This is a genomic window from Roseibium sp. ROS1 (assembly GCF_054658215.1).
Genome location: NZ_BAAGIG010000001.1, coordinates 1,487,569 through 1,506,146 on the forward strand (window position 1 = coordinate 1,487,569; position 18,578 = coordinate 1,506,146).

Below are 18,578 nucleotides of genomic sequence, written 5' to 3' on the forward strand. Positions count from 1 at the left end.
TTCCTTTTGCAGTAGGGCTGGCTTTTTTGAGGAGGCTCACCCGAGGGCGTTGTGGAGGACGTAACCTGTATAGCCGGCATAGGCCAGGAGCATGATGGCGCCCTCGCGCCGACAGATACGGCCGCCCGTCATGGCAAAGACCAGAAGGATCACTGTAGCCCCCAACAAGACCCAGATGTCGAAGCTCATGATTTCCTGCGGGACCTGGAGGGGGGTGATAACCGCGGTAATGCCCAGAATGCCCAGGATATTGAAGAGGTTGGAGCCAAGGATGTTGCCAAGAGCAATATCTGTCTGACGCTTGAGAGCTGCGATCACCGAGGTGACCAGCTCAGGCAGGGACGTGCCGACCGCGACGATGGTGACGCCGATAACCGCGTCGCTGATGCCCGCAGCCTGCGCAAGGCTGGTTGCCCCGGACACCAGAAAGTGCGCTCCGCCCAGGATCATTACCAGTCCGCCAAATGCCATTGCCAGATTGAGTAGCAGGTTCAGCTGTCCGGCTTTGGGAGCGACCAGCTGGACTTCCCCCCTGTGCAGCTCCGCCGAAGGCGTATGCGTGCCTTTTTCCATCCGGTAGGTGACAACAAGATAGACCGCCAGTGCGAGTATCAGGACCAGGCCTGCTTCCCGTCCAATCAAGCCGGACAATGCAAGGCCCGTGAAAGCGAGAGCTGCCAGAGCGTTGGCCGGACCGTCGCGCAGCAACGCTTTGGGGTCGACCAGCAATGGTGAGATGACGGCTGTCAGCCCCAGAATGAGCAGGATATTGGCGATGTTCGAGCCGGCGACGTTGCCGACTGCAAGGCCGGCAGATCCGTTGAGTGCCGCCAGCACGCTCGTCATCAGTTCCGGTGTCGACGTGCCGAAGCCCACAAGGACCAGGCCGATCAGAAGTTCGGAGATGCCGAAGCGCTTTGCAAGGCCGACAGAACCGCGCACAAGCACGTCACCACCGGCCACGAGGAGAACCAGGCCGAGCGCAATTTCAAAGACAGTCATTTTGGAGATCCCGAGGACACGTCGCTGGCAGATGGTGTGCCGGATTGCACCGCACAATGGCTTTAGAAGTGCCGCGCAAACTTTTTTCGCGCGATAGCAAAAGGACTTACCATGGCGGCTATCGGTCTAGCCCTTTGGCGCCGGCTGGATATCCGGATTGACGTGATAACCGGGGCCGATGGTTAGCGGTTTTGACGGCATCGCCTTCGGCGCGACACTGGATTTAAGACCCTTTTCGTGGCGCTCTATTTCCTCGCCCGTCTTTGCGTCGATGACATGAAGAACTGCCGCATAGGTGCGTTCGGCTTCAACATCGCTGAGGGACGGTGTTTCGAAGCTGTAGTTCCGCTTGGCGTGGGAAACGGCCTTTTCGACCTCGATCTTGCCACCTTGCGGGCTTTCAAATTCGGCAATGAGCCGGGTGCCAAGGGGCAGGGGTTTCACGAGGCCAACCGTTATGCCCGCCCGAATGTCGGCGATGCGGTAGTTGTAGATGAAGCCACCGCCGGTGATTTCGGCGAAGCTGGCGCTTTCCAGGATGGACTGATTGTAGCGGTAGACGGTTCCGAAGACGGCAATGCAATAGACAGCCGCTGCCACGCCGGCCAGTTTCACCCACAAAGGCACAGACCCTGTCATCACAACCTCCCGGTAGTCAGTTCACATTGTCAGCAGCGCCGGTGCAGGACAAGGAAAACGTGTTTCCGGTATCAAACGGTGCGAGGCAGGCAAACCGGCGGTTTGCTTACCTGCGGAGAGCGTTGCCGTTGCCATTGCGCCTCAGACAGTCCTCGATCGCCTCGACGAACTCCGCACCGTAAAAGGACACCCGTCTTTCATTGTCGTTTCCCGTCACAGGAACTGAAAGTGTCAGCGTTGGCGCAAACCAGAGATCGCGGCGATATGCGTCCGAGACTGCGGTCCAGGGGATGAGTATCGGCTTGTGGCCGATCCTGAAGACAAAGATCGGGTACATGTGGAGACCTGCATCGGACAGGGTCACATCCACGCTGTTGCGGTAGTTGCCGAAGAGACCGAACCGAATAGTGCGCCAGTTCCAGGTGCGGCCTTCCGGTTTCTGGCTGGCCGGGTAGGCTTTTGCCAGTCCCACCCAGCCGCCTGTATGGGCAATGACAAAGACGATCACGGACCAGAACAGGGCGAAGACGACTGCGAAGGCTGGCAGGATCAAGAAGACCAAGCTGGTTTCAGACATGTTTCTCCGCCTTCAGAGGGTCGCTATTCGAAACTGTCGTAACAGGCGCCGCTGTCCTCCAGCAAATTTTGCAGGATAAGCAGACCCTTCGCGGTTTCCTGCCGGGTCATCGGGTTGGTGATGCCGATACGAACGCGGTGATAGACCTTGCCGGATCGGCCGGTCTTGAACTCGTCTTCATCGTCAATCAGCACATTGGCGGCAGCAGCTGCCGCCTTGAAAGTGCCGGAGAGCCAGGGTTCGGGAAGCTTCAGCCAGAGAAACGGCGCGTCGGCGGCGGCAAACATGTCGTAGGCGCCGAGATATTTCTGTACCAGTTCGAAGCGGGCGGAGACTTCCGCGAGGATTTTCTGGCGGAATTCGTCGGCAGCGCCGGACAGAACCAGCCGGGATGACAATTCCGACAGGAGAAAGGATATGCCGCCGGTCAACATCTTGTGGGCGGTGTAGATCCGCTGTGCATGAGACAGCGGGCTGGAAACCCAGCCACCGCGTACGCCTGCCGTCACGGACTTGGACAGAGAGCCGACATGAAAGGTACGCTCCGGTGCCAGTGCGGCGAGCGGGGGCGGCGAGGTTTCGCGCAAGGAACCGTAGACCTCGTCCTCGATAATCCAGAGATTGTACTGGCGGGCGATGGTTACAATGTCCGCACGACGCTGTTCACCCATCATGCCGAGGGTCGGATTATGCATGGTCGGCATCACGAACAGCAGCTTCGGGTGTTTCTGCGCGCAGACCCTCGCGAGATCTTCGGGCAGGGGACCTTCGTCGTCCCGCGCGATCTGCACCGGCCTGCGGCCGGAGAGAGCCGCGCCACGGGCGATCGAGCTGTAGGTCAGTTCCTCGAAGGCGACCTGATCGCCAGGTGCTGTCGTTGCCGCGATGATTGCCATGATTGCTGCCTGGGCGCCCGTCGTCGGCACGATGCTGCCCTCCGGCGGCTGCCAGCCGGCACGGGACAGCCAGATCCGCCCGGCCTGGCGCCAGCTTTCAGGCACGGAGCGGGTATAGCTGGCAATTTCGTAAGGTGCATCACGGGTGATGTCTGCCGTCAGCCTTCCGATGACGCCGGCCTGGCCGATCTCGGGAGCGGATGTGCTGTCGAAGCGGATTGCCTCCGGCGAAGGCACCATGACCCTGGTGCCGCCAAAGGCGACATCCTTAGGCATGTGCATCGCGCCCTGGGTCCAGGAAGAGGCGGACATGTCATGTGCGGCGGAGCCGTTGGTCTGCTGTGTCGGCCGGTCAAGGTTTGGTTTGGTGTCTTCTTCGAGTGACGGTTCATAGGTGCTGCCGAGCACGAATGTGCCGCGCCCGACTTCGCCGCTGACGAGGCCACGCTGTCGGATCAGGGCGTAGGCGCGTCCTATGGTGCCGACAGTGACACCCAGATCATACGCAAGGTCGCGCTGCGGCGGCAGTTTGGAACCGGCACCAAGCGCGCCAGTGGCAATATCCTCGGCGATGCGGTCTGCCAGCCGGATGTAGAGGGGCCCTTGGCCCTCGGGAATCTCTGGGTGCCAATTTGTCATGGTGACAATTTAATATATTGCATCCCGAATGGAGTCAATTCATATGATTGTAGCGCAGCAATGCGCCCAATTGATGCAATTGTCACCCTGGAGATGTCTCAAATGAGTTCAATCGAAACAATATCCGGGCGCCCGATATCGCGGCTCCGGATTCCCGGCGGTTTTACCAAAACGGCTTTCAGCTATCTGAAGGATTGGTTTGTCAGGCGCCGGACCCGCCTGGAACTTCTGGAATTGTCAGACGCGGCCCTTGAGGACCTCGGACTGACCCGGGAAGCTGCGCTTGCCGAGGCAATGCGCCCCTTCTGGGATACCGAAAGCCGGCGCAAGGGCCGGTATTGATGCGGAGATCTTTGGCGATCCCCCCAAACAAGGACCTGCTACCCCTGGCGAGTCTTTGTTGATGCCGGACACGATGCAGCCCGTGTCCGGCATCCTTGTTTTCAATTCCGTATCAAGCTGCCGTCAGACTGCACCGGTATATTCGCCGCGTGCCGGATAGTCGTTTTTCTGAACGAAATCGAGTGCACCGACCATTTCCTGGAAGTGCGGACGCACGAAAGGCATGGTCTGGACGGAGGCGAAATAGAGCGTGCCGTCCGGTCTGACAAGAAAGACGCCCGGCTCGGAAAACAGCGCAGGCTCCTCGATGCCGATCGAGGTGGTGCCGCGGCTGGTTGAAACATAAAGTCCCCATTCCCTCGCAACACTCAGCGGCAGGCCGTAGCCAAAGCGCAGATCGGCATGGCCGACCTTTTCCGCCATCTTTTCCGTACGGTCCTTGTCGTCCGACGAAATAGCGATCGTCTTGACGCCCTTGGCCGCTAAGTCGGCGGTCAGACGGCCGAGTTCCTTAAGGTAAGTGGCGCAGATCGGACAATGAAGGCCGCGGTAGAACACGACCAGCGTTGCAAAGTCGGCGTTATCCTTGGACAGATCAAAGGTGCCGGAGCTCAGGGTTTCGACCGTGAGGCCGGGTACCGGTTGGCGTGGAACGAGCATGTTTTCCTCATTTGGCTAGGCAAGGCTTCACATTTCCCTGCGGATGGCTGTAAGGTAGTGAACGCAAGCGCTATAAACATTCAAAAAATATGCTCAGGAGTACGGAAATGTCGGTCCCATATCGCACGTCCTTTAATGGAAGGCTGGACCGGCTGTCTTCGCTCATCGACCGGCTCCGCGTGCAGGTGGACATTTCACTGGCAGCGGACGGGAGCGAAAGCGATGCCAACCTGAGGGTCTATGACAGTCCTGAGAGAGGGCTAAGACTGGTTTTCTGCCCGGAGCGGGACGCATCTGCCGTGCGTGCCGGCATGGAAGCAGCCTCCGATGAAACGTCGCTTGTCGCTGCCCGGATCACGATATCAGGTGTCGGCAGGCAGCTGGTCAGTGCCTTGCCGGACTGCATTTCCGTGCCGATGTCGGAAGATCCATATCTCACCGCTGTCGTGACGCCGCTGATCGAGGAGGCGACCATGCCCAGGTGCGGTGGGCAGGCTGCCTTCCAGCGTTTGTGCGAAGTGGTGGTGATCCGCCTGCTGCGTCATGCCATGGAAGAAGGCAAGGCCGATACCGGCCTCCTGAACGGTCTTGCAAACCCGCGGATCGCAGCCGCTCTGGTGGCAATCCACGAGGTGCCCGGAGAACACTGGACGCTGGAAAAACTGGCCGAAACTGCCGGCATGTCGCGCACCCAGTTCGCGGTGACGTTCAAGGAGCTCGTCGGGACAACACCCATGGGTTATCTCTCGAACTGGCGGTTGGATATTGCCCGCTCGGAGCTGGAAACCGGCAGGCAGGTCAAGGCCGTCGCGAGCCTCTGCGGCTTCGCAAGTCCGGCGGCCTTTTCCAGGGCCTTCTCCCGCCGGTTCGGCTATTCCCCTAAACAAAAGCGCAGCCAGGCGGCCTGAACCGTCTGTTCGCTGAGCCTATCTAGCCCCCGTTTTTGTCATCCCGGTTTGGCGCAAAGCGCCAAGACCGGGATCCAGTAGTCGCGGGAGCTGGAAGGATAATGCGATGTGACCGAGGCAGCCGGTTACTGGATCCCCGCCTACGCGGGGATGACAAGGAAGGTGAGGGCGGTTTTGGTTGGTGAGGCGCTGGCAGATTGAAGCGCGAGAGGGTACCGCATTCACACTTCGATGTTCAGGCAACTGCGTCTTTACCAACCTGCTTGTCATCCCGGTTTGGTGCGTAGCACCAAGACCGGGATCCAGTAATCGCGGGAGCTGGCAGGATAATGCGATGTGACCGAGGCAGCCGATTACTGGATCCCCGCCTTCGCGGGGATGACAAGGGAGGTGGAGGGCGGCTCGGGTTCGTGAGGTGCTGGCAGATTGAAGCGCGAGAGTGTACCGCGTTCACACTTCGATGGTCAGGCTACAGCGACATTCCCAACCCGGCTTGTCATCCCGGTTTGGTGCGCAGCGCCAAGACCGGGATCCAGTAGTCGTGGGAGCTGGCAGGATAATGCGATGTGACCGAGGCAGGTTACTGGATCCCCGCCTTCGCGGGGATGACAAGGAAGGTGAGGGCGGCTTGGGTTTGTGAAGCGCTGGCAGATTGGAGCGCGAGTGGGGACCGCATTCATTCATCGATGGTCAGGCTACAGCGACTTTCCCAACCCCGCTTGTCATCCCGGTTTGGTGCGCAGCGCCAAGACCGGGATCCAGTAGTCGTGGGAGCTGGCAGGATAATGCGATGTGACCGAGGCAGCCGGTTACTGGATCCCCGCCTGCGCGGGGATGACAAGGAGGCTGGGGGTAGGGTGCGCCCGGCGCAGCGGAAATCGATGTGGACGGTACGAACCAACGCCACGTCGCCCAGTGCAGCTCAACCGCGGTCCTGAACCGGTTTTTCCAGGGCGTAGAGTTCGTCGTTGATGTCGTCAACCTTGCGGGCGAGCAGCGCCTGGGCGTCCTTGAGGCCGAGGTTGTAGAACCTGGCCCCGAGGGATGGCGTCAGGAAATCGATCAGCAATTCGGCATCCATGTTGCCGATGTCGATGTCCAGGTCTGTTTCGAGATAATGCTTGATCTCGGAGGCGAGGCGGGTTCTGGCGTCCTTGTCGAGTGTCAGGTCCGTCATGTCCGCCTCCCGGATGGCTTCAGGCCGCTTCCAGCAGGCTTTCGAACAGGAGGCGCCCGTCGAGGCCGCCATTGAGCGGCTCGATCAGGTTTTCCGGGTGCGGCATCATGCCCAGAACGTTGCCTTTGGCATTCATGATGCCGGCAATGTTGTTGATGGAGCCGTTCGGATTTGTGTCGCCCGCATAGCGGAAAACGACCTGGCCGTTGTCTTCGATCTGCTTCAGCGTGTCAGCGTCGGCGAAGTAGTTGCCGTCGTGATGGGCAACCGGGCAACGCCAGACCTGGCCTTTTTCGAACTTCGAGGAAAACCTCGTCGCGGTGTTGACCGTTTCCATCAGGACTTCGCGGCAGACGAAGGTGAGGCCGGCGTTGCGCATCAGGGCGCCGGGAAGCAGGCCTGCCTCGGTCAGGATCTGGAAGCCGTTGCAAACGCCGAGTACGGCGACGCCGCTGTCGGCCTTGGCAACAAGGTCCTTGAGGATCGGGGAGCGGGCGGCAATTGCACCGGAGCGCAGATAGTCGCCGTAGGAAAAGCCGCCGGGAACAACCACAAGATCCACATCCGGCAGGGTGCTTTCCGTGTGCCAGACGCTCTGCGGCCTGGTGCCGGTGATCAGTTCCAGGGCGTGGAACATGTCACGGTCGCGGTTGGAGCCGGGGAAAACGATGACTGCGGTTTTCATGTGGGCAATCCAGTCGGTTCAGAGCAGAACAAGTACGGCAACCAGGGCCGCGATTGCGGGCACCAGGATGAATATCGCCGCTTTGGTGGCCATGAAGATCAGGGCCGTGCGGGTATCGTCATCCATCGGTGGTGCCCCGGTGTCGAAGTTTCGGTCAGGCGATCTCGATCGCGTAGTTCTCGATGACGGTGTTGGCGAGCAGCTTTTCGCACATCTGCTCCAGTTCAGCCTTGGCGGCTTCCTTGTCGGTGCCGGTCAGTTCGACATCGAACACCTTGCCCTGACGAACAGAGCCGACGTCGCCGAAGCCGAGGCCGCCGAGCGCGCCTTCGATGGCTTTTCCCTGAGGATCGAGAACACCGTTTTTCAGGGTGACGATCACACGTGCTTTCATGATTGGGATCCCCGCAGCAGACTGCAGATTCTGCAGTTGAATGACTTTGGGGCTCCCCATACACGAGGAGCCCCATTTGCGAAAGGCCTGTGTGCAGAAAACCTGCGATTTACGGCAGGCGTTTGATCGTTGTCTGCTTCAGGAAGCGGTCGAGATTTGTCTTTGCCCTGGAGCTTGATGTCGCAAAGGAGGCAACGGTGCTGCCGCGGTCGTTTTGAATGATGATGCGTGCGGCAACATAGACGTTGCCTTTGTCCGTCCGGTACCTGGCAGTCATGTCGAAGCCGGAATAGGATTTGGTGACGACACGGCGATTGGTTTTGAGACGGACCTGCCCCTTCGAGGCCACGTTCGCAATGTTGCCGACGGCATTCATCAATTCGGCAGAGATCAGGTTTTGCCGGATGGCCGATTCCGTGTCGCCCTTGACCTCGATCGGACCCACAACGACAACTTCAGGCGATTTGCAGGTGGATGGCAGACAAACATAGACGGCCTTGTTGCCGTTCTGCTTGCTGGTCCAACCCTTGGGTGCAAAGCTGGAGGATATGCTGCCGGGCTTCAGGCCCGTGGTTTGACAGGCTGCAAGAAAGCCGCACAGAAGTGCAATCGATACGGCTTTGAAAATGAAAGAAAATCTAAAAGACATAACGCCCCCTCGTTGAACAAGGGGGCGTCATAGTTTGCAATACCTTTGGTTGCAATACTGACGTTAGGGCCGTTAGCGGCGATTGCGCCGGCCTGTGTCAATACTGCATCAGCAGCGCGTCTTACTTGACCAGGGTCGGTCCGGAGCCCGCCGGACGCTCGCTGGTGATCATGATCCCCAGCCGCTTGGCAACTTCCTGATAGGCTTCCAGCATGCCGCCCATGTCGCGGCGGAAGCGGTCCTTGTCCATCTTGTCGTTGGTCTCGATGTCCCACAGGCGGCAGCTGTCCGGGGAAATCTCGTCGGCGACGACGATGCGCATCATGTCGCCTTCGAACAGACGGCCACATTCGATCTTGAAATCGACAAGACGGATGCCGACGCCCAGGAACAGGCCGCACAGGAAATCGTTGACGCGAATGGCAAGCGCCATCATGTCGTCCAGTTCCTGCGGGGTGGCCCAGCCAAAGGCGGTGATGTGTTCTTCGGCGACCATCGGGTCATTGAGCTCATCGTTCTTGTAATAGAACTCGATGATGGAGCGCGGCAGCTGCGTGCCTTCTTCCAGGCCCAGACGGGTAGCGATGGAACCGGCGGCGACGTTGCGCACGACCACTTCCAGCGGAATGATCTCGACTTCCCGGATCAGCTGTTCGCGCATGTTGAGGCGGCGAATGAAGTGAGTCGGGATGCCGATGGCATTCAGATGATTGAAGATATATTCGGAAATCCGGTTGTTGAGCACGCCTTTGCCGTCAACAATCTCGTGTTTCTTGTTGTTGAAGGCAGTCGCGTCGTCCTTGAAGTGCTGAACCAGGGTTCCCGGTTCCGGACCTTCGTAAAGGATCTTGCCCTTACCTTCGTAAATGCGCCGGCGGCGGTTCATAGGCTATACCGTATCTTTTAGAGAAACCTTTGACGGAACATGCTTACCTTGTCTGAAAATCCACCGGGACGTTTGTCGTCAACCGGCCGATGCTTGAAGGCAGCAGGCCCTGTTTTGCGGCGCGGAACTTAACCGAAGCCGGGCAAAAGTACAATCTTATGTTTCCGGAGAGTTCGCAGGGCGGTTATGCTTTTGACGCATGAGTGTACGTACTGCGTTGATTTGATCGGCTTGCGGGGATATGCAAGAGACCAAATCAGCCCCATATGGGGGGAAGTGCATCAGCGCAGTTCAGGAGACGATGAGTATGAGCACATTCGACAAGCGCGAGCAGGGGTTTGAAAACAAGTTTGCGCATGACGAGGAGCTGCGGTTCAAGGCAACCGCACGCCGCAACAAGTTGCTGGGTTTGTGGGCGGCAGGTCTTCTGGGCTTTGAAGGCGAGAAGGCCGACGAATACGCCAAGGAAGTTGTCCGGGCCGATTTCGAAGAGCCGGGCGAGGAAGACGTTTTCCGCAAGCTTCGCGAAGATTTCGACGCAAACAAGGTCGAGCAGTCCGATCATCAGATTCGTCGCACCATGGACGAACTGATGCACACGGCTGTCGACCAGTTGCAGAAAGAAGGCTGATCGAAGCTTTCTTCGATTGTCAGTTTCAAACGCCCGCCGGAAACGGCGGGCGTTTTTGTTTTGACGGGCGTGATCATTGGCAAGTTGGGGCTTTTCCAGCCTGGAAGAAGAAAATCCCCATCTCCCTTTGCGTCAACCAAGCTCCCAGAATTGCAAAAACAGCGCTTGCGGTTGTGTCGGCGGACGGATTTGATACCTCCTCTATCGGAGGAGACGACCCGTGTCAGATAATGCCTTTCTTGCCGACAAGTTGCGTTCCGGAAAAGCCGTCATTACCGGCTGGTCCCAATTGTCCGCGCCCATGGTTCCGGAGTTGTTTGCGCGCTCGGGATACGAGGCGGTTACGCTCGATCTTCAGCACGGCATGTATGATTTTGCATCGGCGTGCGAGGCGATGGCAGCCATTGCTCTTGCCGGGGCGCACCGCATTGCCCGCATTCCCGTCGGTGACAACGCCCTTGCGGGACGGCTGATCGACATGGGGGCCGATTGCATCATCGCGCCGATGATCAATTCCCTTCGGGACGCGGAAACCTTTGCGCGGGCTGTCAAATATCCGCCGATCGGCGAACGCAGCTGGTCGCCGTTTCGGGCAGCCATGCTGAGCGGCCAGACGCGGGACCAGTATCTCGAAAACGCCAATGCACAGACCCTTGCCTTTGCCATGATCGAAACCCAGGACGCGATCGACGCGCTGGACGAGATCCTGAGCGTCGACAGTCTTGATGGCGTGTTTGTCGGTCCGAGCGATCTTTCCCTTGCGCTGTCGAAAGGCGCTTCGCTCGATCCGAACGGGGCACATACCGGCGAAGTTGCCGGTGAGATTGCGGAAAAGGCGCTCGCGGCCGGGAAACTTGCCGGGATATTCTGCCTCAACGCCGACAAGGTCGAGGAAGCCTATAATCAGGGGTTCCGGTTGATGTCACACGGCGTCGATACGCTCTTTCTTGATCATTCCGCCAGGGCTGCGCTCAAGGAAGTGGCCTGGCTGGCGGAGCAGGGCACAGGACCCGCCGCCGGATATTGATTTGCTCTTCTTGCGGAAGCTTGACCTGGGTCAATGTCATAGTTTCGATATTGCGAAAGTATTCAGATATCGAAACCGCGACGGTTCTGAGCTTCAACGGCAAAGTTGATTATGTCTCATAATCAACCATTGTTGCCGCTGTGGCTCAGGACGGAGAACCGCCGCTTTCCCGATGGGAGATCCTCATGTGGAAACTGGCAATGATCCTGTTCATCATCATCGGCCCGACGCTTGCCGGTCTTGGGGCACTGGTTCCGTTATCGATCTACGGTGTCGGCACATTCAATGCTCTGCTGCTGGTCGGCGGCGCGGCGACAGGCGCCGCGATCGCCGTTCCGGTGAGCTATTGGGTGGCCACGCGCCTCGGAGCGTTGATGGACGCTTCCTCTGCACGGACCTGACAGCCGTCAGCCGAGCTTCTTCATGAAATGGGCAAAGGACATCATGCCTTCCGGCCAGGGGCCGTGGCCGCTTTCCAGGTTGATGTGACCGGCGGCTCCGGCGTCCTGGAAGGTGGTGCCCCAGACCTTGGCGAAATGCTCGGCACGGGCGTAGTCGCAATATGGGTCGTCCCGGCTGGCGACAAGGTGCGCGGGGAAGGGCAACGGATGTTCGGGAATGGGCTTGAAGTCCCCGCCATCGAATTCCGCCACCAGCCCCTCGCGGTCCCAGTCGGAAGGAGCGACGAGATAGGCGCCGGCAATCTTGTCCTTCAGCGCATGGGCACCGTGGGCAACCAGGATGCAGCCAAGCGAGTGTGCGACAAGCACAACGGGCCGTTCGGCGGCATCAACCGCTTTCACCAGCGTTTCCAGCCATTCCTTCTTGTTCGGTCGATGTAGCTCTGCCTGTTTCACGACCCGGGCTGTCGGCATCTTGTCGCGCCAGCGCAACAGCCAATGGCCCGGCAGCGTCTGACCGTAACCTGGAACAAGCAGAATATCGGTGTCTGAAATTTTCACGGGCTACACCTTTTGCGTGGCTGTCGAAGATGTGCCGCTGTCTCGCAGTTTTTCCGGGCACTTGTCAATCGCGGCAAGGAATGTGCCGGATGTTCTGAAGGCTGGAAAAAGGAACCGGCAAGCTACCGGCCTTCGGACCTCAGCGCCGTTTGCGTTCAAAGCCGTCGAGGTGACGGCTGAGGCAAATGAAAGGAGCCGGCCCAAAGGACCGGCTCGATGTTTGTCGCCGTCAGCTTAAATCACGGCCCATAGGGCGAGACGCATACACGGCGTGGTCCGTGATAGGGCTGGAAGCTGTTGTCGCCAGGGCGGTAAGACCGATAACGCTGACCACACCACTGATAGTGCGCGGGGCTGTAGCCACGGCCGTAGCGAGGCGGGGCGGCGTAGCGCGGGGGAGCTGCGTAGCGAGGTGGGGCCGCATAGCGGGGGCCGGGAGCAACGCCGAAGCCGAAGGCAAAAGCTGCCGGCGGGAACCACCAGCCGTTATACTGGCGATAGCCCTGACGATATTTCCGGTAACCTCGGTGCCCGTTGTAATAGTGGCGTCCGTTACGATTGTTGTAGCCGCGATGCGGGTTATGACCTCTTTTGTGGTCAACCTTGAGGACGTTCGCCGGGGCTTCCGAATGCGTCTGAACCGGCACCGGCGCGGTCTTGAGCAGCGGCAGTGGAGCGGCGAAGGCCGGCAAAGCCAGACTCACGGCAAGACCACCGATGGCGGCGTGACTTAAAACGGATTTCCAGATCGACATCACATACTCCATGCTAATCATGGACATAAAACGTGGAGCGCCCGGCTTCGTTCCCCGAAATGCTCATGCTCCGTCATTTGTGATCGCGAAGATCTCAGGAAAGTGGGCCGTAAAAACCGTGTTTCAGAGCCCGGGCCCAACCCGGTCGTCCGTTCTTTTCCGCCTCGGCGGAGGCTGTGTCCCAATCGTATGTCAGGATCTTTTCCTGAAAGTTCCATGCTCCGTGATTGTTTGTCATCAGGGCATAGCGGGCATGCGGACTGCCGGCCTCCATGACATGCCGGTGCGGATGGTCGTCTTCGTAGGACGGCAAGCCGACGCTGCCCGGATTGAGCAGGATCTGCCCGGTTTTCTGAAGTCGGATGACCCTGGGAATATGCGTGTGACCGCAGCAGATGACGGGAGCGGTTTCGCCCTTCAACTCGTCCAGCAAGGTCTGTTCGTCCGGCAGGTGTCCCTTCGGTCCCTCCACCTTTTCAGTCAGGTAGCGGTCATCGTTGTCCGGGGTGCCGTGGCACAGGAAAATCTCGTCCGTCAGGCGTATGGTCGGCTGACTTGTTGCCAGCCAGTCGCGGCTTGACTGTGAAAGACGCTCAGCGGCAAAGAAGTCGGTCGGTCCCATTTTGTCGATCGGATCGTCCAGGACGATGCGGTCATGGTTGCCGCGAACGGTCGGCCAGGCAGCCTCACGCAGGATGGCGGCAGTTTCCTCCGGCCAGAGCGGACCGGAAATGCAGTCACCCAGATTGACGATCAGGTCCGGTGCTTCCAGTTTCAGGTCTGCAAGCACGGCTTCAAGGGCCAGGACATTGCCGTGAATGTCCGAGACGACGGCGATTTTCATGATTCAGCTATCCTGACGGCCGATCCGGCCAAGGTGAGTGATCTTGAACCCTTCAGGGCTCTTCAGGCCGTAGCCCAGAACCCGGTCGAACGCAATGTGGGCGGTCCAGATGATCGCGATCGGAGCAAAATCCCAGAAGGCGTAGGGATCCAGATCATAATCCGTGAGCAGGACGCCAAGCCCCATCAGGAGGGCCGGGCCGATGTAGGTGTGAAAGAGATTGTAGATCAGGGCGCCAACGCGTGGATTGGCAAAATAGCCCAGCATCGACAGGTCGGGCACCAAAATGAGGATGACAAACGTCAGCCACGGCGCTCCTGTCCAGAAATAGAGGACCAGCGAAGCAATCAGGATGAAAAGCGCTTCGATGCGCTGCCAGGCAACAAGGGATTTTTCGCCGGACATCGCTTTACCTTCCGCGGAAAGAGAAGGGGAGGCCGATGCCTCCCCGAAGCCCGACTACAGACCTCGGATCGTCATCCCGGACGCAGCGAAGCGGAGATCCGGGATCGGGGAGCCGAGGTCTATCGGTCAAACTTCCTGTGCGAATACAAAATTCTGTGGCTCCCCGGTCCCGGCTCGCGCTTCGCTTGGCCGGGATGACGACGGAAAGCAAATTTACGCCGCCAAATGGCGGAAGACTTATGCTTCGCCGAACACCCGTTCGAAGATCACATCGACATTCTTGGTGTGGTAGCCGAGGTCGAAGCGGTCGCGGATTTCTTCTTCGGACAGATATTTGCGCACATCCGCGTCATTCAGAAGTTCGGTCAGGAAGTCGACCGAGGCGGCCCCTGCCACCTGGTAGCTGTCCCACACCTTCATGGCATTGCGCTGGACCAGACGGTATGCGTCCTCGCGCGACGAACCGGCCTGGGTGAGAGCGAGCAGGATACGCTGGGAATGCACGAGGCCACCGAGACGGTCCATGTTGCCGATCATGCGCTCCGGATAAACCAGCAGCTTGTCGATAACGCCCGTCAGGCGGGCCAGAGCGAAATCAAGGGTTATGGTCGCGTCCGGGCCGATCATGCGCTCGACGGACGAATGCGAAATGTCGCGCTCGTGCCAGAGAGCCACGTTTTCCATTGCGGGAATGGAGAAACCGCGGACGATACGGGCAAGACCGGTCAGGTTCTCGGTCAGGACGGGGTTGCGCTTGTGCGGCATTGCCGACGAGCCCTTCTGGCCCTTGGAGAAGAATTCTTCGGCTTCCAGAACCTCGGTACGCTGCAGGTGGCGGACTTCCGTTGCCACGCGCTCGATGGAGGAGGCGATCACGCCGAGGGTTGCGAAATACATCGCGTGACGGTCACGCGGGATCACCTGGGTGGAGACCGGTTCGGCCTGGAGGCCCATGGCCTTGGCGACGTGTTCTTCCACGGCCGGGTCGATGTTTGCAAACGTGCCGACCGCACCGGAAATGGCGCAGGTGGCGATTTCCTCACGAGCCGCCAGCAGGCGCTTCTTGCAGCGGTCGAACTCGGCATAGGCTTCGGCCATCTTCAGGCCAAAGGTTACCGGTTCGGCATGGATGCCGTGGGAGCGGCCGATGCAGACGGTGTCCTTGTGTTCCATTGCCCGGCGCTTGATCGCGGCAAGCAGGGCGTCCATGTCGGCCAACAGCATGTCGGTTGCCTTGACCAGCTGGACGTTGAAGCAGGTGTCGAGCACATCGGACGAGGTCATGCCCTGGTGCACGAAACGGGCATCCGGGCCAACGATTTCCGCCAGATGGGTCAGGAAGGCGATGACGTCGTGTTTGGTCTCGCGCTCGATCTCGTCGATGCGGTCGATGTCGAACGTGGCGCTGCCACCCTTTTCCCAAATGGTCTTGGCCGCTTCTTTCGGAATGACCCCGAGCTCGGCCAGTGCGTCGCAGGCATGGGCCTCGATCTCGAACCAGATGCGGAACTTCGATTCCGGCGACCAGATGGCAACCATGTCGGGACGGGAATAGCGCGGGATCATCGGCGAATGGACCTCGTATGTGGAAAATCTGGCTGCGGAATAGCAGAGGGGCGCTGCCCCTTCAATGCGGAGACGCGGTTTTTGCTTGCAGCAAAGTGCCCGAATGTGAATTTTACGGTGCACACGAGCGCGATGCGACTGTCTTTGAGGAGACACGGATGACAATCTGGCGGCCGGCTAACACGATTGCGGTCAAGGCTCTTGCCCTGATCTGGCAGGATGACGCGCTGCTTCTGTCAGACGTGCGGAACGATACGGGACGTATCACCGGCATGCGGCCGCTCGGCGGCACCGTGGAGTTTGGCGAGCCCTGGCGCGATACGCTCCAGCGCGAGTTCCTGGAAGAACTGGGAGCAAGGATCGCTCTGCTCGACGAGTATATCGTCATGGAGAACATCTACGATCATCATGGCGTCGCAGGCCACGAGATCGTTTTCCTGTGCCACGCCCATTTTACCGACAACAGCTACTACCGGACCGATACCATCGTTTACGAGGTGAATGATGACACGGTCGGGACGGCACGCTGGATCACGCTTGACGAACTGGCCGCCAAGGGGCTTGAGCTCTATCCCTCGGGTTTGAAGGACAAGCTGCCAGGGCAGGCGGGGAAACCCGTGCCGGGCCGTCGTTTCAGCTAGGCTGGATCCTGAAAGGCCTCACGCGCCGTCGCCGTATTCCATCCGCTCGTCAGCCTTTTCCTCGGCCATGTAGAGATCGAACTTGTCCTGGCGAAGGCGAAGGCGCACCGCCAGGATGTAGACCGCGACTGCCAGAGCAGAAACCACGGCGATATCCGGTCCAACCGGCAGGTAGCCCGCGCCGCCGCCGAAGGATCCAAGCCAGGAAATGAGCACAAGACCTGCAAGATAGGGAGCAAGCCAGGCCGCCTCGCGCCAGTCCAGGCTGTCGAAGCCGCCTCTGCTGTTGCGGTAGATCATCAGCAGGAAACCGATGACCAGGCAGACGCCCAGATGCAGCATGGTGTCCCAGCCGCTCCAGTAGATGATCAGGCTGGCGACGACGAAGGCAAGACACCCGGTGACAGGAGCGGCCGGCAGCACGAAGGCGCGCGGGGCGTCGGCCATCAGCTGGCGGAAGGCCAGCACGGCGACAGGGCCGACGACGAAAGACAACACGATGGATGACGTGTTGAGGGCGAGCACTTCGTTGAATGGCAGAATGAAGAAGAACAGAGCCGAGACCACGAAGTTGATCAGCAAAGCGAACAGCGGTACGCCGCGCGCCGAAAGAGTTTCCATGAACTTCGGAAAGAGACCGTTCTGGGCCATGGCAAGGCCGAGGCGGGCGTTCGAGCCGACAGACACAAGCGCCGAGGCAAAACTGGAGATGCGCGCACTGCTGTCCAGAATGCTGACGATCCAGAGCGCGCCGACGGCGGTCGCAAGGGCCGCCATGGGGCCCAGCTCGCCCGGGAAGCTGAGCGCCGCCCAGCCTTGCTTGAGCTGTGACTGATCAAGGGCGCCTAGGAAAGCGAGCTGCAGGCCGCCGTAGATCAGCAGGCAGACGACCAGGCTGATCACCAGCGCCAGCGGCACGTTCACCTTCGGATTGCGGGCTTCCCCGGCCATGTCGATCACGTGGCGGAACCCGATCAGGGCGAAGATCACGCCGCCGGTTGAGATCGCCGACAGGATGCCCTTCAGCCCCTCGGGGGCAAAGCCGCCGTATTCACTGAAATTGGCGTATCGGAACTCGGAGGTGAGGATAACGGCGGCCAGTCCGGCCGGAACAAGGATCTTGACCCAGGTGAGCGCCGTGTTGAGACGGGCAAAGAAGCGGACGCCAAAGGCATTGAGAACCGTGAAGACCGCCAGCAGGACGCAGGCAACCGCCAGACCGGCTGGGCTGAGAAGTCCGTCTGACCCGTAAAGCCAGGGGGCAAGGCTCTTGGAGTAGCGCAGTACTGCCTCCACCTCGATGGTGGCGGTGGTGTTGTAGCCAACCCAGGCCGTCCAGCCCATTGTCATGGAGACGACCGACCCGTGGGAGAAATGCGGCACACGGCCGATGCCGCCTGCAACCGGCAGGATCGCCGCGATCTCGGCGAAGGTCGCGGCAAGAAGCAGCATCGCGAAGCCGCCAATCATCCAGGCGATGAGTGATGACGGCCCGGCAGCTTGCGCAGCCATCAAGGGCGCGAACAGCCAGCCAGATCCGAGAATTCCGCTGATCGCCACAAAGGTGAGGCTCAGCAGACCGATACTGCGTTGCATATGCGCCAAGACGATTCCCCCAGTCTTTAACGGGGAGAGCTTAACCGAGGGAATGTCTCGACGGAAAGACGCGTTGCGGAAGTAATTGCTTCGCGACCGGTAGTCGTGGGTGAAACGGGTACCTGTAGCCCATCTTTCGAGACGGACCTGACGGTCCTCCTCAAGATTAGGAAGTGCTTGTTGGAAGTCTGATGTGCAAGATGTCTCTGAGCCTGAAAACATCAGAGCTCTAGAGCATTAGAGCGCCAAACCGATCCACCAACTCATCCTGAGGAAGCGCGAAGCGCCGTCTCGAAGGATGGGCCACTTGCTCAATTTTTTGATGCGGTTTCACCCCGTTTAGACAGCGCGGGAAGCAGGTCGAACTCACCTTTGATCAAGGCTTCTTTCTTGTCACGCCGCCATCCTTTTACCTGGCGTTCGCAGGCAATCGCGTCTGTAAGCTGCTCGAATTCGCAATTGAACACCAGTTCAACCGGTCGGTAGCGCGCTGTGTAACCGTCGTACGTTCCTTGCTGATGTTCACTAACTCGGCTCGCGAGATCCTTTCGCGTGACACCTGTGTAATAGCTGCCGTTCGAACATCTGAGGATATAGAAAGTAACCTTCATCGATGCTGGATATCACGGCTTGGACAAATAGTGGACGGGCCGGTTGAGGGCGTGGCCCATCCTTCGAGACGGACCTGGCGGTCCTC

Annotated in this window: 24 protein-coding genes; 6 read left to right on the forward strand and 18 right to left on the reverse strand. The window is 59.4% G+C overall.

Annotated features, from left to right (window positions below):
• Positions 1-36 precede the first annotated feature (36 nt).
• The 4 genes from ACYQ6M_RS06750 to ACYQ6M_RS06765 all read right to left on the reverse strand — a co-directional run bounded on the left by ACYQ6M_RS06750 (position 37) and on the right by ACYQ6M_RS06765 (position 3,753).
• On the reverse strand, positions 37-1,002 hold the full coding sequence (locus ACYQ6M_RS06750) for a calcium/sodium antiporter (protein ID WP_023000873.1): 966 nt from the start codon (positions 1,000-1,002) through the stop codon (positions 37-39).
• 126 nt (positions 1,003-1,128) lie between these two features.
• Positions 1,129-1,641: a hypothetical protein gene (locus ACYQ6M_RS06755; RefSeq protein WP_460072868.1), complete on the reverse strand. Its 513-nt coding sequence runs from the start codon at positions 1,639-1,641 to the stop codon at positions 1,129-1,131.
• Between the two features lie 106 nt (positions 1,642-1,747).
• On the reverse strand, positions 1,748-2,218 hold the full coding sequence (locus ACYQ6M_RS06760; RefSeq protein WP_460072870.1) for a hypothetical protein: 471 nt from the start codon (positions 2,216-2,218) through the stop codon (positions 1,748-1,750).
• Positions 2,219-2,241: 23 nt separating this feature from the next.
• Positions 2,242-3,753 (reverse strand): aminotransferase-like domain-containing protein, encoded by a 1,512-nt coding sequence (locus ACYQ6M_RS06765; protein ID WP_023000876.1) that lies wholly within the window; start codon positions 3,751-3,753, stop codon positions 2,242-2,244.
• A 102-nt stretch (positions 3,754-3,855) separates the two neighbouring features.
• Here ACYQ6M_RS06765 and ACYQ6M_RS06770 point away from each other — a divergent pair, with 102 nt between their 5' ends.
• Positions 3,856-4,095 (forward strand): DUF1127 domain-containing protein, encoded by a 240-nt coding sequence (locus tag ACYQ6M_RS06770; protein WP_208992478.1) that lies wholly within the window; start codon positions 3,856-3,858, stop codon positions 4,093-4,095.
• Between the two features lie 123 nt (positions 4,096-4,218).
• Here ACYQ6M_RS06770 and ACYQ6M_RS06775 read toward each other — a convergent pair whose 3' ends face one another.
• Positions 4,219-4,755: a peroxiredoxin-like family protein gene (locus ACYQ6M_RS06775; RefSeq protein ID WP_460072872.1), complete on the reverse strand. Its 537-nt coding sequence runs from the start codon at positions 4,753-4,755 to the stop codon at positions 4,219-4,221.
• Positions 4,756-4,862: 107 nt separating this feature from the next.
• On the opposite strand from ACYQ6M_RS06775, the gene ACYQ6M_RS06780 reads away from it, so the two are divergent.
• A complete protein-coding gene (locus ACYQ6M_RS06780; RefSeq protein WP_460072874.1) occupies positions 4,863-5,663 on the forward strand; it encodes an AraC family transcriptional regulator in 801 nt (266 codons plus the stop codon).
• Positions 5,664-6,585: 922 nt separating this feature from the next.
• Here ACYQ6M_RS06780 and ACYQ6M_RS06785 read toward each other — a convergent pair.
• The 6 genes from ACYQ6M_RS06785 to purC form a co-directional block, all read right to left on the reverse strand.
• On the reverse strand, positions 6,586-6,840 hold the full coding sequence (locus ACYQ6M_RS06785; RefSeq protein ID WP_006932460.1) for a DUF2164 domain-containing protein: 255 nt from the start codon (positions 6,838-6,840) through the stop codon (positions 6,586-6,588).
• A gap of 19 nt (positions 6,841-6,859) precedes the next feature.
• Positions 6,860-7,525, reverse strand: coding sequence for a phosphoribosylformylglycinamidine synthase subunit PurQ (gene purQ / locus ACYQ6M_RS06790; protein WP_023000880.1), 666 nt, complete (start codon positions 7,523-7,525; stop codon positions 6,860-6,862).
• 18 nt (positions 7,526-7,543) lie between these two features.
• The gene (locus ACYQ6M_RS06795; protein ID WP_152506208.1) at positions 7,544-7,651 is read right to left on the reverse strand and encodes a phosphoribosylformylglycinamidine synthase-associated small membrane protein; all 108 of its coding nucleotides are present in this window, start codon (positions 7,649-7,651) and stop codon (positions 7,544-7,546) included.
• A gap of 28 nt (positions 7,652-7,679) precedes the next feature.
• Positions 7,680-7,922 (reverse strand): phosphoribosylformylglycinamidine synthase subunit PurS, encoded by a 243-nt coding sequence (purS, locus tag ACYQ6M_RS06800; RefSeq protein ID WP_031269246.1) that lies wholly within the window; start codon positions 7,920-7,922, stop codon positions 7,680-7,682.
• 106 nt (positions 7,923-8,028) lie between these two features.
• Entirely contained in the window at positions 8,029-8,568 is a 540-nt protein-coding gene (locus tag ACYQ6M_RS06805; RefSeq protein WP_152506209.1) for a hypothetical protein, read from the reverse strand.
• A 121-nt stretch (positions 8,569-8,689) separates the two neighbouring features.
• Complete coding sequence (gene purC / locus ACYQ6M_RS06810) at positions 8,690-9,454, reverse strand: phosphoribosylaminoimidazolesuccinocarboxamide synthase (protein WP_006932454.1); 765 nt, start codon at positions 9,452-9,454, stop codon at positions 8,690-8,692.
• Positions 9,455-9,761: 307 nt separating this feature from the next.
• Between purC and ACYQ6M_RS06815 the strand changes: the two genes are divergently transcribed.
• The 3 genes from ACYQ6M_RS06815 to ACYQ6M_RS06825 all read left to right on the forward strand — a co-directional run bounded on the left by ACYQ6M_RS06815 (position 9,762) and on the right by ACYQ6M_RS06825 (position 11,513).
• Positions 9,762-10,085 carry a DUF1476 domain-containing protein gene (locus tag ACYQ6M_RS06815; protein WP_023000884.1) on the forward strand — a complete coding sequence of 108 codons (324 nt, stop codon included), beginning with the start codon at positions 9,762-9,764 and terminating at the stop codon, positions 10,083-10,085.
• A gap of 220 nt (positions 10,086-10,305) precedes the next feature.
• Entirely contained in the window at positions 10,306-11,112 is an 807-nt protein-coding gene (locus ACYQ6M_RS06820; protein ID WP_075284785.1) for an HpcH/HpaI aldolase family protein, read from the forward strand.
• Between the two features lie 185 nt (positions 11,113-11,297).
• Complete coding sequence (locus ACYQ6M_RS06825) at positions 11,298-11,513, forward strand: hypothetical protein (protein ID WP_075284786.1); 216 nt, start codon at positions 11,298-11,300, stop codon at positions 11,511-11,513.
• A gap of 6 nt (positions 11,514-11,519) precedes the next feature.
• On the opposite strand, the gene ACYQ6M_RS06830 is transcribed toward ACYQ6M_RS06825, so the two are convergent.
• From ACYQ6M_RS06830 to purB, 5 genes are all read right to left on the reverse strand, one after another.
• The gene (locus ACYQ6M_RS06830; RefSeq protein WP_062488384.1) at positions 11,520-12,074 is read right to left on the reverse strand and encodes an RBBP9/YdeN family alpha/beta hydrolase; all 555 of its coding nucleotides are present in this window, start codon (positions 12,072-12,074) and stop codon (positions 11,520-11,522) included.
• Between the two features lie 239 nt (positions 12,075-12,313).
• On the reverse strand, positions 12,314-12,829 hold the full coding sequence (locus tag ACYQ6M_RS06835) for a BA14K family protein (RefSeq protein ID WP_460072879.1): 516 nt from the start codon (positions 12,827-12,829) through the stop codon (positions 12,314-12,316).
• A 94-nt stretch (positions 12,830-12,923) separates the two neighbouring features.
• On the reverse strand, positions 12,924-13,673 hold the full coding sequence (locus tag ACYQ6M_RS06840) for a metallophosphoesterase family protein (RefSeq protein ID WP_460072881.1): 750 nt from the start codon (positions 13,671-13,673) through the stop codon (positions 12,924-12,926).
• Between the two features lie 3 nt (positions 13,674-13,676).
• Positions 13,677-14,078 carry a DUF4260 domain-containing protein gene (locus ACYQ6M_RS06845; RefSeq protein WP_168692717.1) on the reverse strand — a complete coding sequence of 134 codons (402 nt, stop codon included), beginning with the start codon at positions 14,076-14,078 and terminating at the stop codon, positions 13,677-13,679.
• A 237-nt stretch (positions 14,079-14,315) separates the two neighbouring features.
• Positions 14,316-15,644, reverse strand: coding sequence for an adenylosuccinate lyase (purB, locus tag ACYQ6M_RS06850; RefSeq protein WP_023000891.1), 1,329 nt, complete (start codon positions 15,642-15,644; stop codon positions 14,316-14,318).
• Between the two features lie 158 nt (positions 15,645-15,802).
• Here purB and ACYQ6M_RS06855 point away from each other — a divergent pair, with 158 nt between their 5' ends.
• The gene (locus tag ACYQ6M_RS06855; protein WP_460072884.1) at positions 15,803-16,285 is read left to right on the forward strand and encodes an NUDIX hydrolase; all 483 of its coding nucleotides are present in this window, start codon (positions 15,803-15,805) and stop codon (positions 16,283-16,285) included.
• Between the two features lie 18 nt (positions 16,286-16,303).
• On the opposite strand, the gene ACYQ6M_RS06860 is transcribed toward ACYQ6M_RS06855, so the two are convergent.
• Both ACYQ6M_RS06860 and ACYQ6M_RS06865 read right to left on the reverse strand, forming a co-directional pair.
• The gene (locus ACYQ6M_RS06860) at positions 16,304-17,881 is read right to left on the reverse strand and encodes an APC family permease (RefSeq protein ID WP_023000893.1); all 1,578 of its coding nucleotides are present in this window, start codon (positions 17,879-17,881) and stop codon (positions 16,304-16,306) included.
• Positions 17,882-18,192: 311 nt separating this feature from the next.
• Positions 18,193-18,492 carry a GIY-YIG nuclease family protein gene (locus ACYQ6M_RS06865; protein ID WP_055655048.1) on the reverse strand — a complete coding sequence of 100 codons (300 nt, stop codon included), beginning with the start codon at positions 18,490-18,492 and terminating at the stop codon, positions 18,193-18,195.
• Between the last annotated feature and the right edge of the window lie 86 nt (positions 18,493-18,578).

Excerpts from the sequence above, each read along its gene's own strand:
- ACYQ6M_RS06750 (WP_023000873.1), bottom strand. The coding sequence starts at position 1,002 with ATGACTGTCTTTGAAATTGCGCTCGGCCTGGTTCTCCTCGTGGCCGGT.
- ACYQ6M_RS06755 (WP_460072868.1), bottom strand. The coding sequence starts at position 1,641 with ATGACAGGGTCTGTGCCTTTGTGGGTGAAACTGGCCGGCGTGGCAGCG.
- ACYQ6M_RS06760 (WP_460072870.1), bottom strand. The coding sequence starts at position 2,218 with ATGTCTGAAACCAGCTTGGTCTTCTTGATCCTGCCAGCCTTCGCAGTC.
- ACYQ6M_RS06765 (WP_023000876.1), bottom strand. The coding sequence starts at position 3,753 with ATGACAAATTGGCACCCAGAGATTCCCGAGGGCCAAGGGCCCCTCTAC.
- ACYQ6M_RS06770 (WP_208992478.1), top strand. The coding sequence starts at position 3,856 with ATGAGTTCAATCGAAACAATATCCGGGCGCCCGATATCGCGGCTCCGG.
- ACYQ6M_RS06775 (WP_460072872.1), bottom strand. The coding sequence starts at position 4,755 with ATGCTCGTTCCACGCCAACCGGTACCCGGCCTCACGGTCGAAACCCTG.
- ACYQ6M_RS06780 (WP_460072874.1), top strand. The coding sequence starts at position 4,863 with ATGTCGGTCCCATATCGCACGTCCTTTAATGGAAGGCTGGACCGGCTG.
- ACYQ6M_RS06785 (WP_006932460.1), bottom strand. The coding sequence starts at position 6,840 with ATGACGGACCTGACACTCGACAAGGACGCCAGAACCCGCCTCGCCTCC.
- purQ (WP_023000880.1), bottom strand. The coding sequence starts at position 7,525 with ATGAAAACCGCAGTCATCGTTTTCCCCGGCTCCAACCGCGACCGTGAC.
- ACYQ6M_RS06795 (WP_152506208.1), bottom strand. The coding sequence starts at position 7,651 with ATGGATGACGATACCCGCACGGCCCTGATCTTCATGGCCACCAAAGCG.
- ACYQ6M_RS06805 (WP_152506209.1), bottom strand. The coding sequence starts at position 8,568 with ATGTCTTTTAGATTTTCTTTCATTTTCAAAGCCGTATCGATTGCACTT.
- purC (WP_006932454.1), bottom strand. The coding sequence starts at position 9,454 with ATGAACCGCCGCCGGCGCATTTACGAAGGTAAGGGCAAGATCCTTTAC.
- ACYQ6M_RS06815 (WP_023000884.1), top strand. The coding sequence starts at position 9,762 with ATGAGCACATTCGACAAGCGCGAGCAGGGGTTTGAAAACAAGTTTGCG.
- ACYQ6M_RS06825 (WP_075284786.1), top strand. The coding sequence starts at position 11,298 with ATGTGGAAACTGGCAATGATCCTGTTCATCATCATCGGCCCGACGCTT.
- ACYQ6M_RS06835 (WP_460072879.1), bottom strand. The coding sequence starts at position 12,829 with ATGTCGATCTGGAAATCCGTTTTAAGTCACGCCGCCATCGGTGGTCTT.
- ACYQ6M_RS06840 (WP_460072881.1), bottom strand. The coding sequence starts at position 13,673 with ATGAAAATCGCCGTCGTCTCGGACATTCACGGCAATGTCCTGGCCCTT.
- ACYQ6M_RS06845 (WP_168692717.1), bottom strand. The coding sequence starts at position 14,078 with ATGTCCGGCGAAAAATCCCTTGTTGCCTGGCAGCGCATCGAAGCGCTT.
- purB (WP_023000891.1), bottom strand. The coding sequence starts at position 15,644 with ATGATCCCGCGCTATTCCCGTCCCGACATGGTTGCCATCTGGTCGCCG.
- ACYQ6M_RS06855 (WP_460072884.1), top strand. The coding sequence starts at position 15,803 with ATGACAATCTGGCGGCCGGCTAACACGATTGCGGTCAAGGCTCTTGCC.
- ACYQ6M_RS06860 (WP_023000893.1), bottom strand. The coding sequence starts at position 17,881 with ATGCAACGCAGTATCGGTCTGCTGAGCCTCACCTTTGTGGCGATCAGC.
- ACYQ6M_RS06865 (WP_055655048.1), bottom strand. The coding sequence starts at position 18,492 with ATGAAGGTTACTTTCTATATCCTCAGATGTTCGAACGGCAGCTATTAC.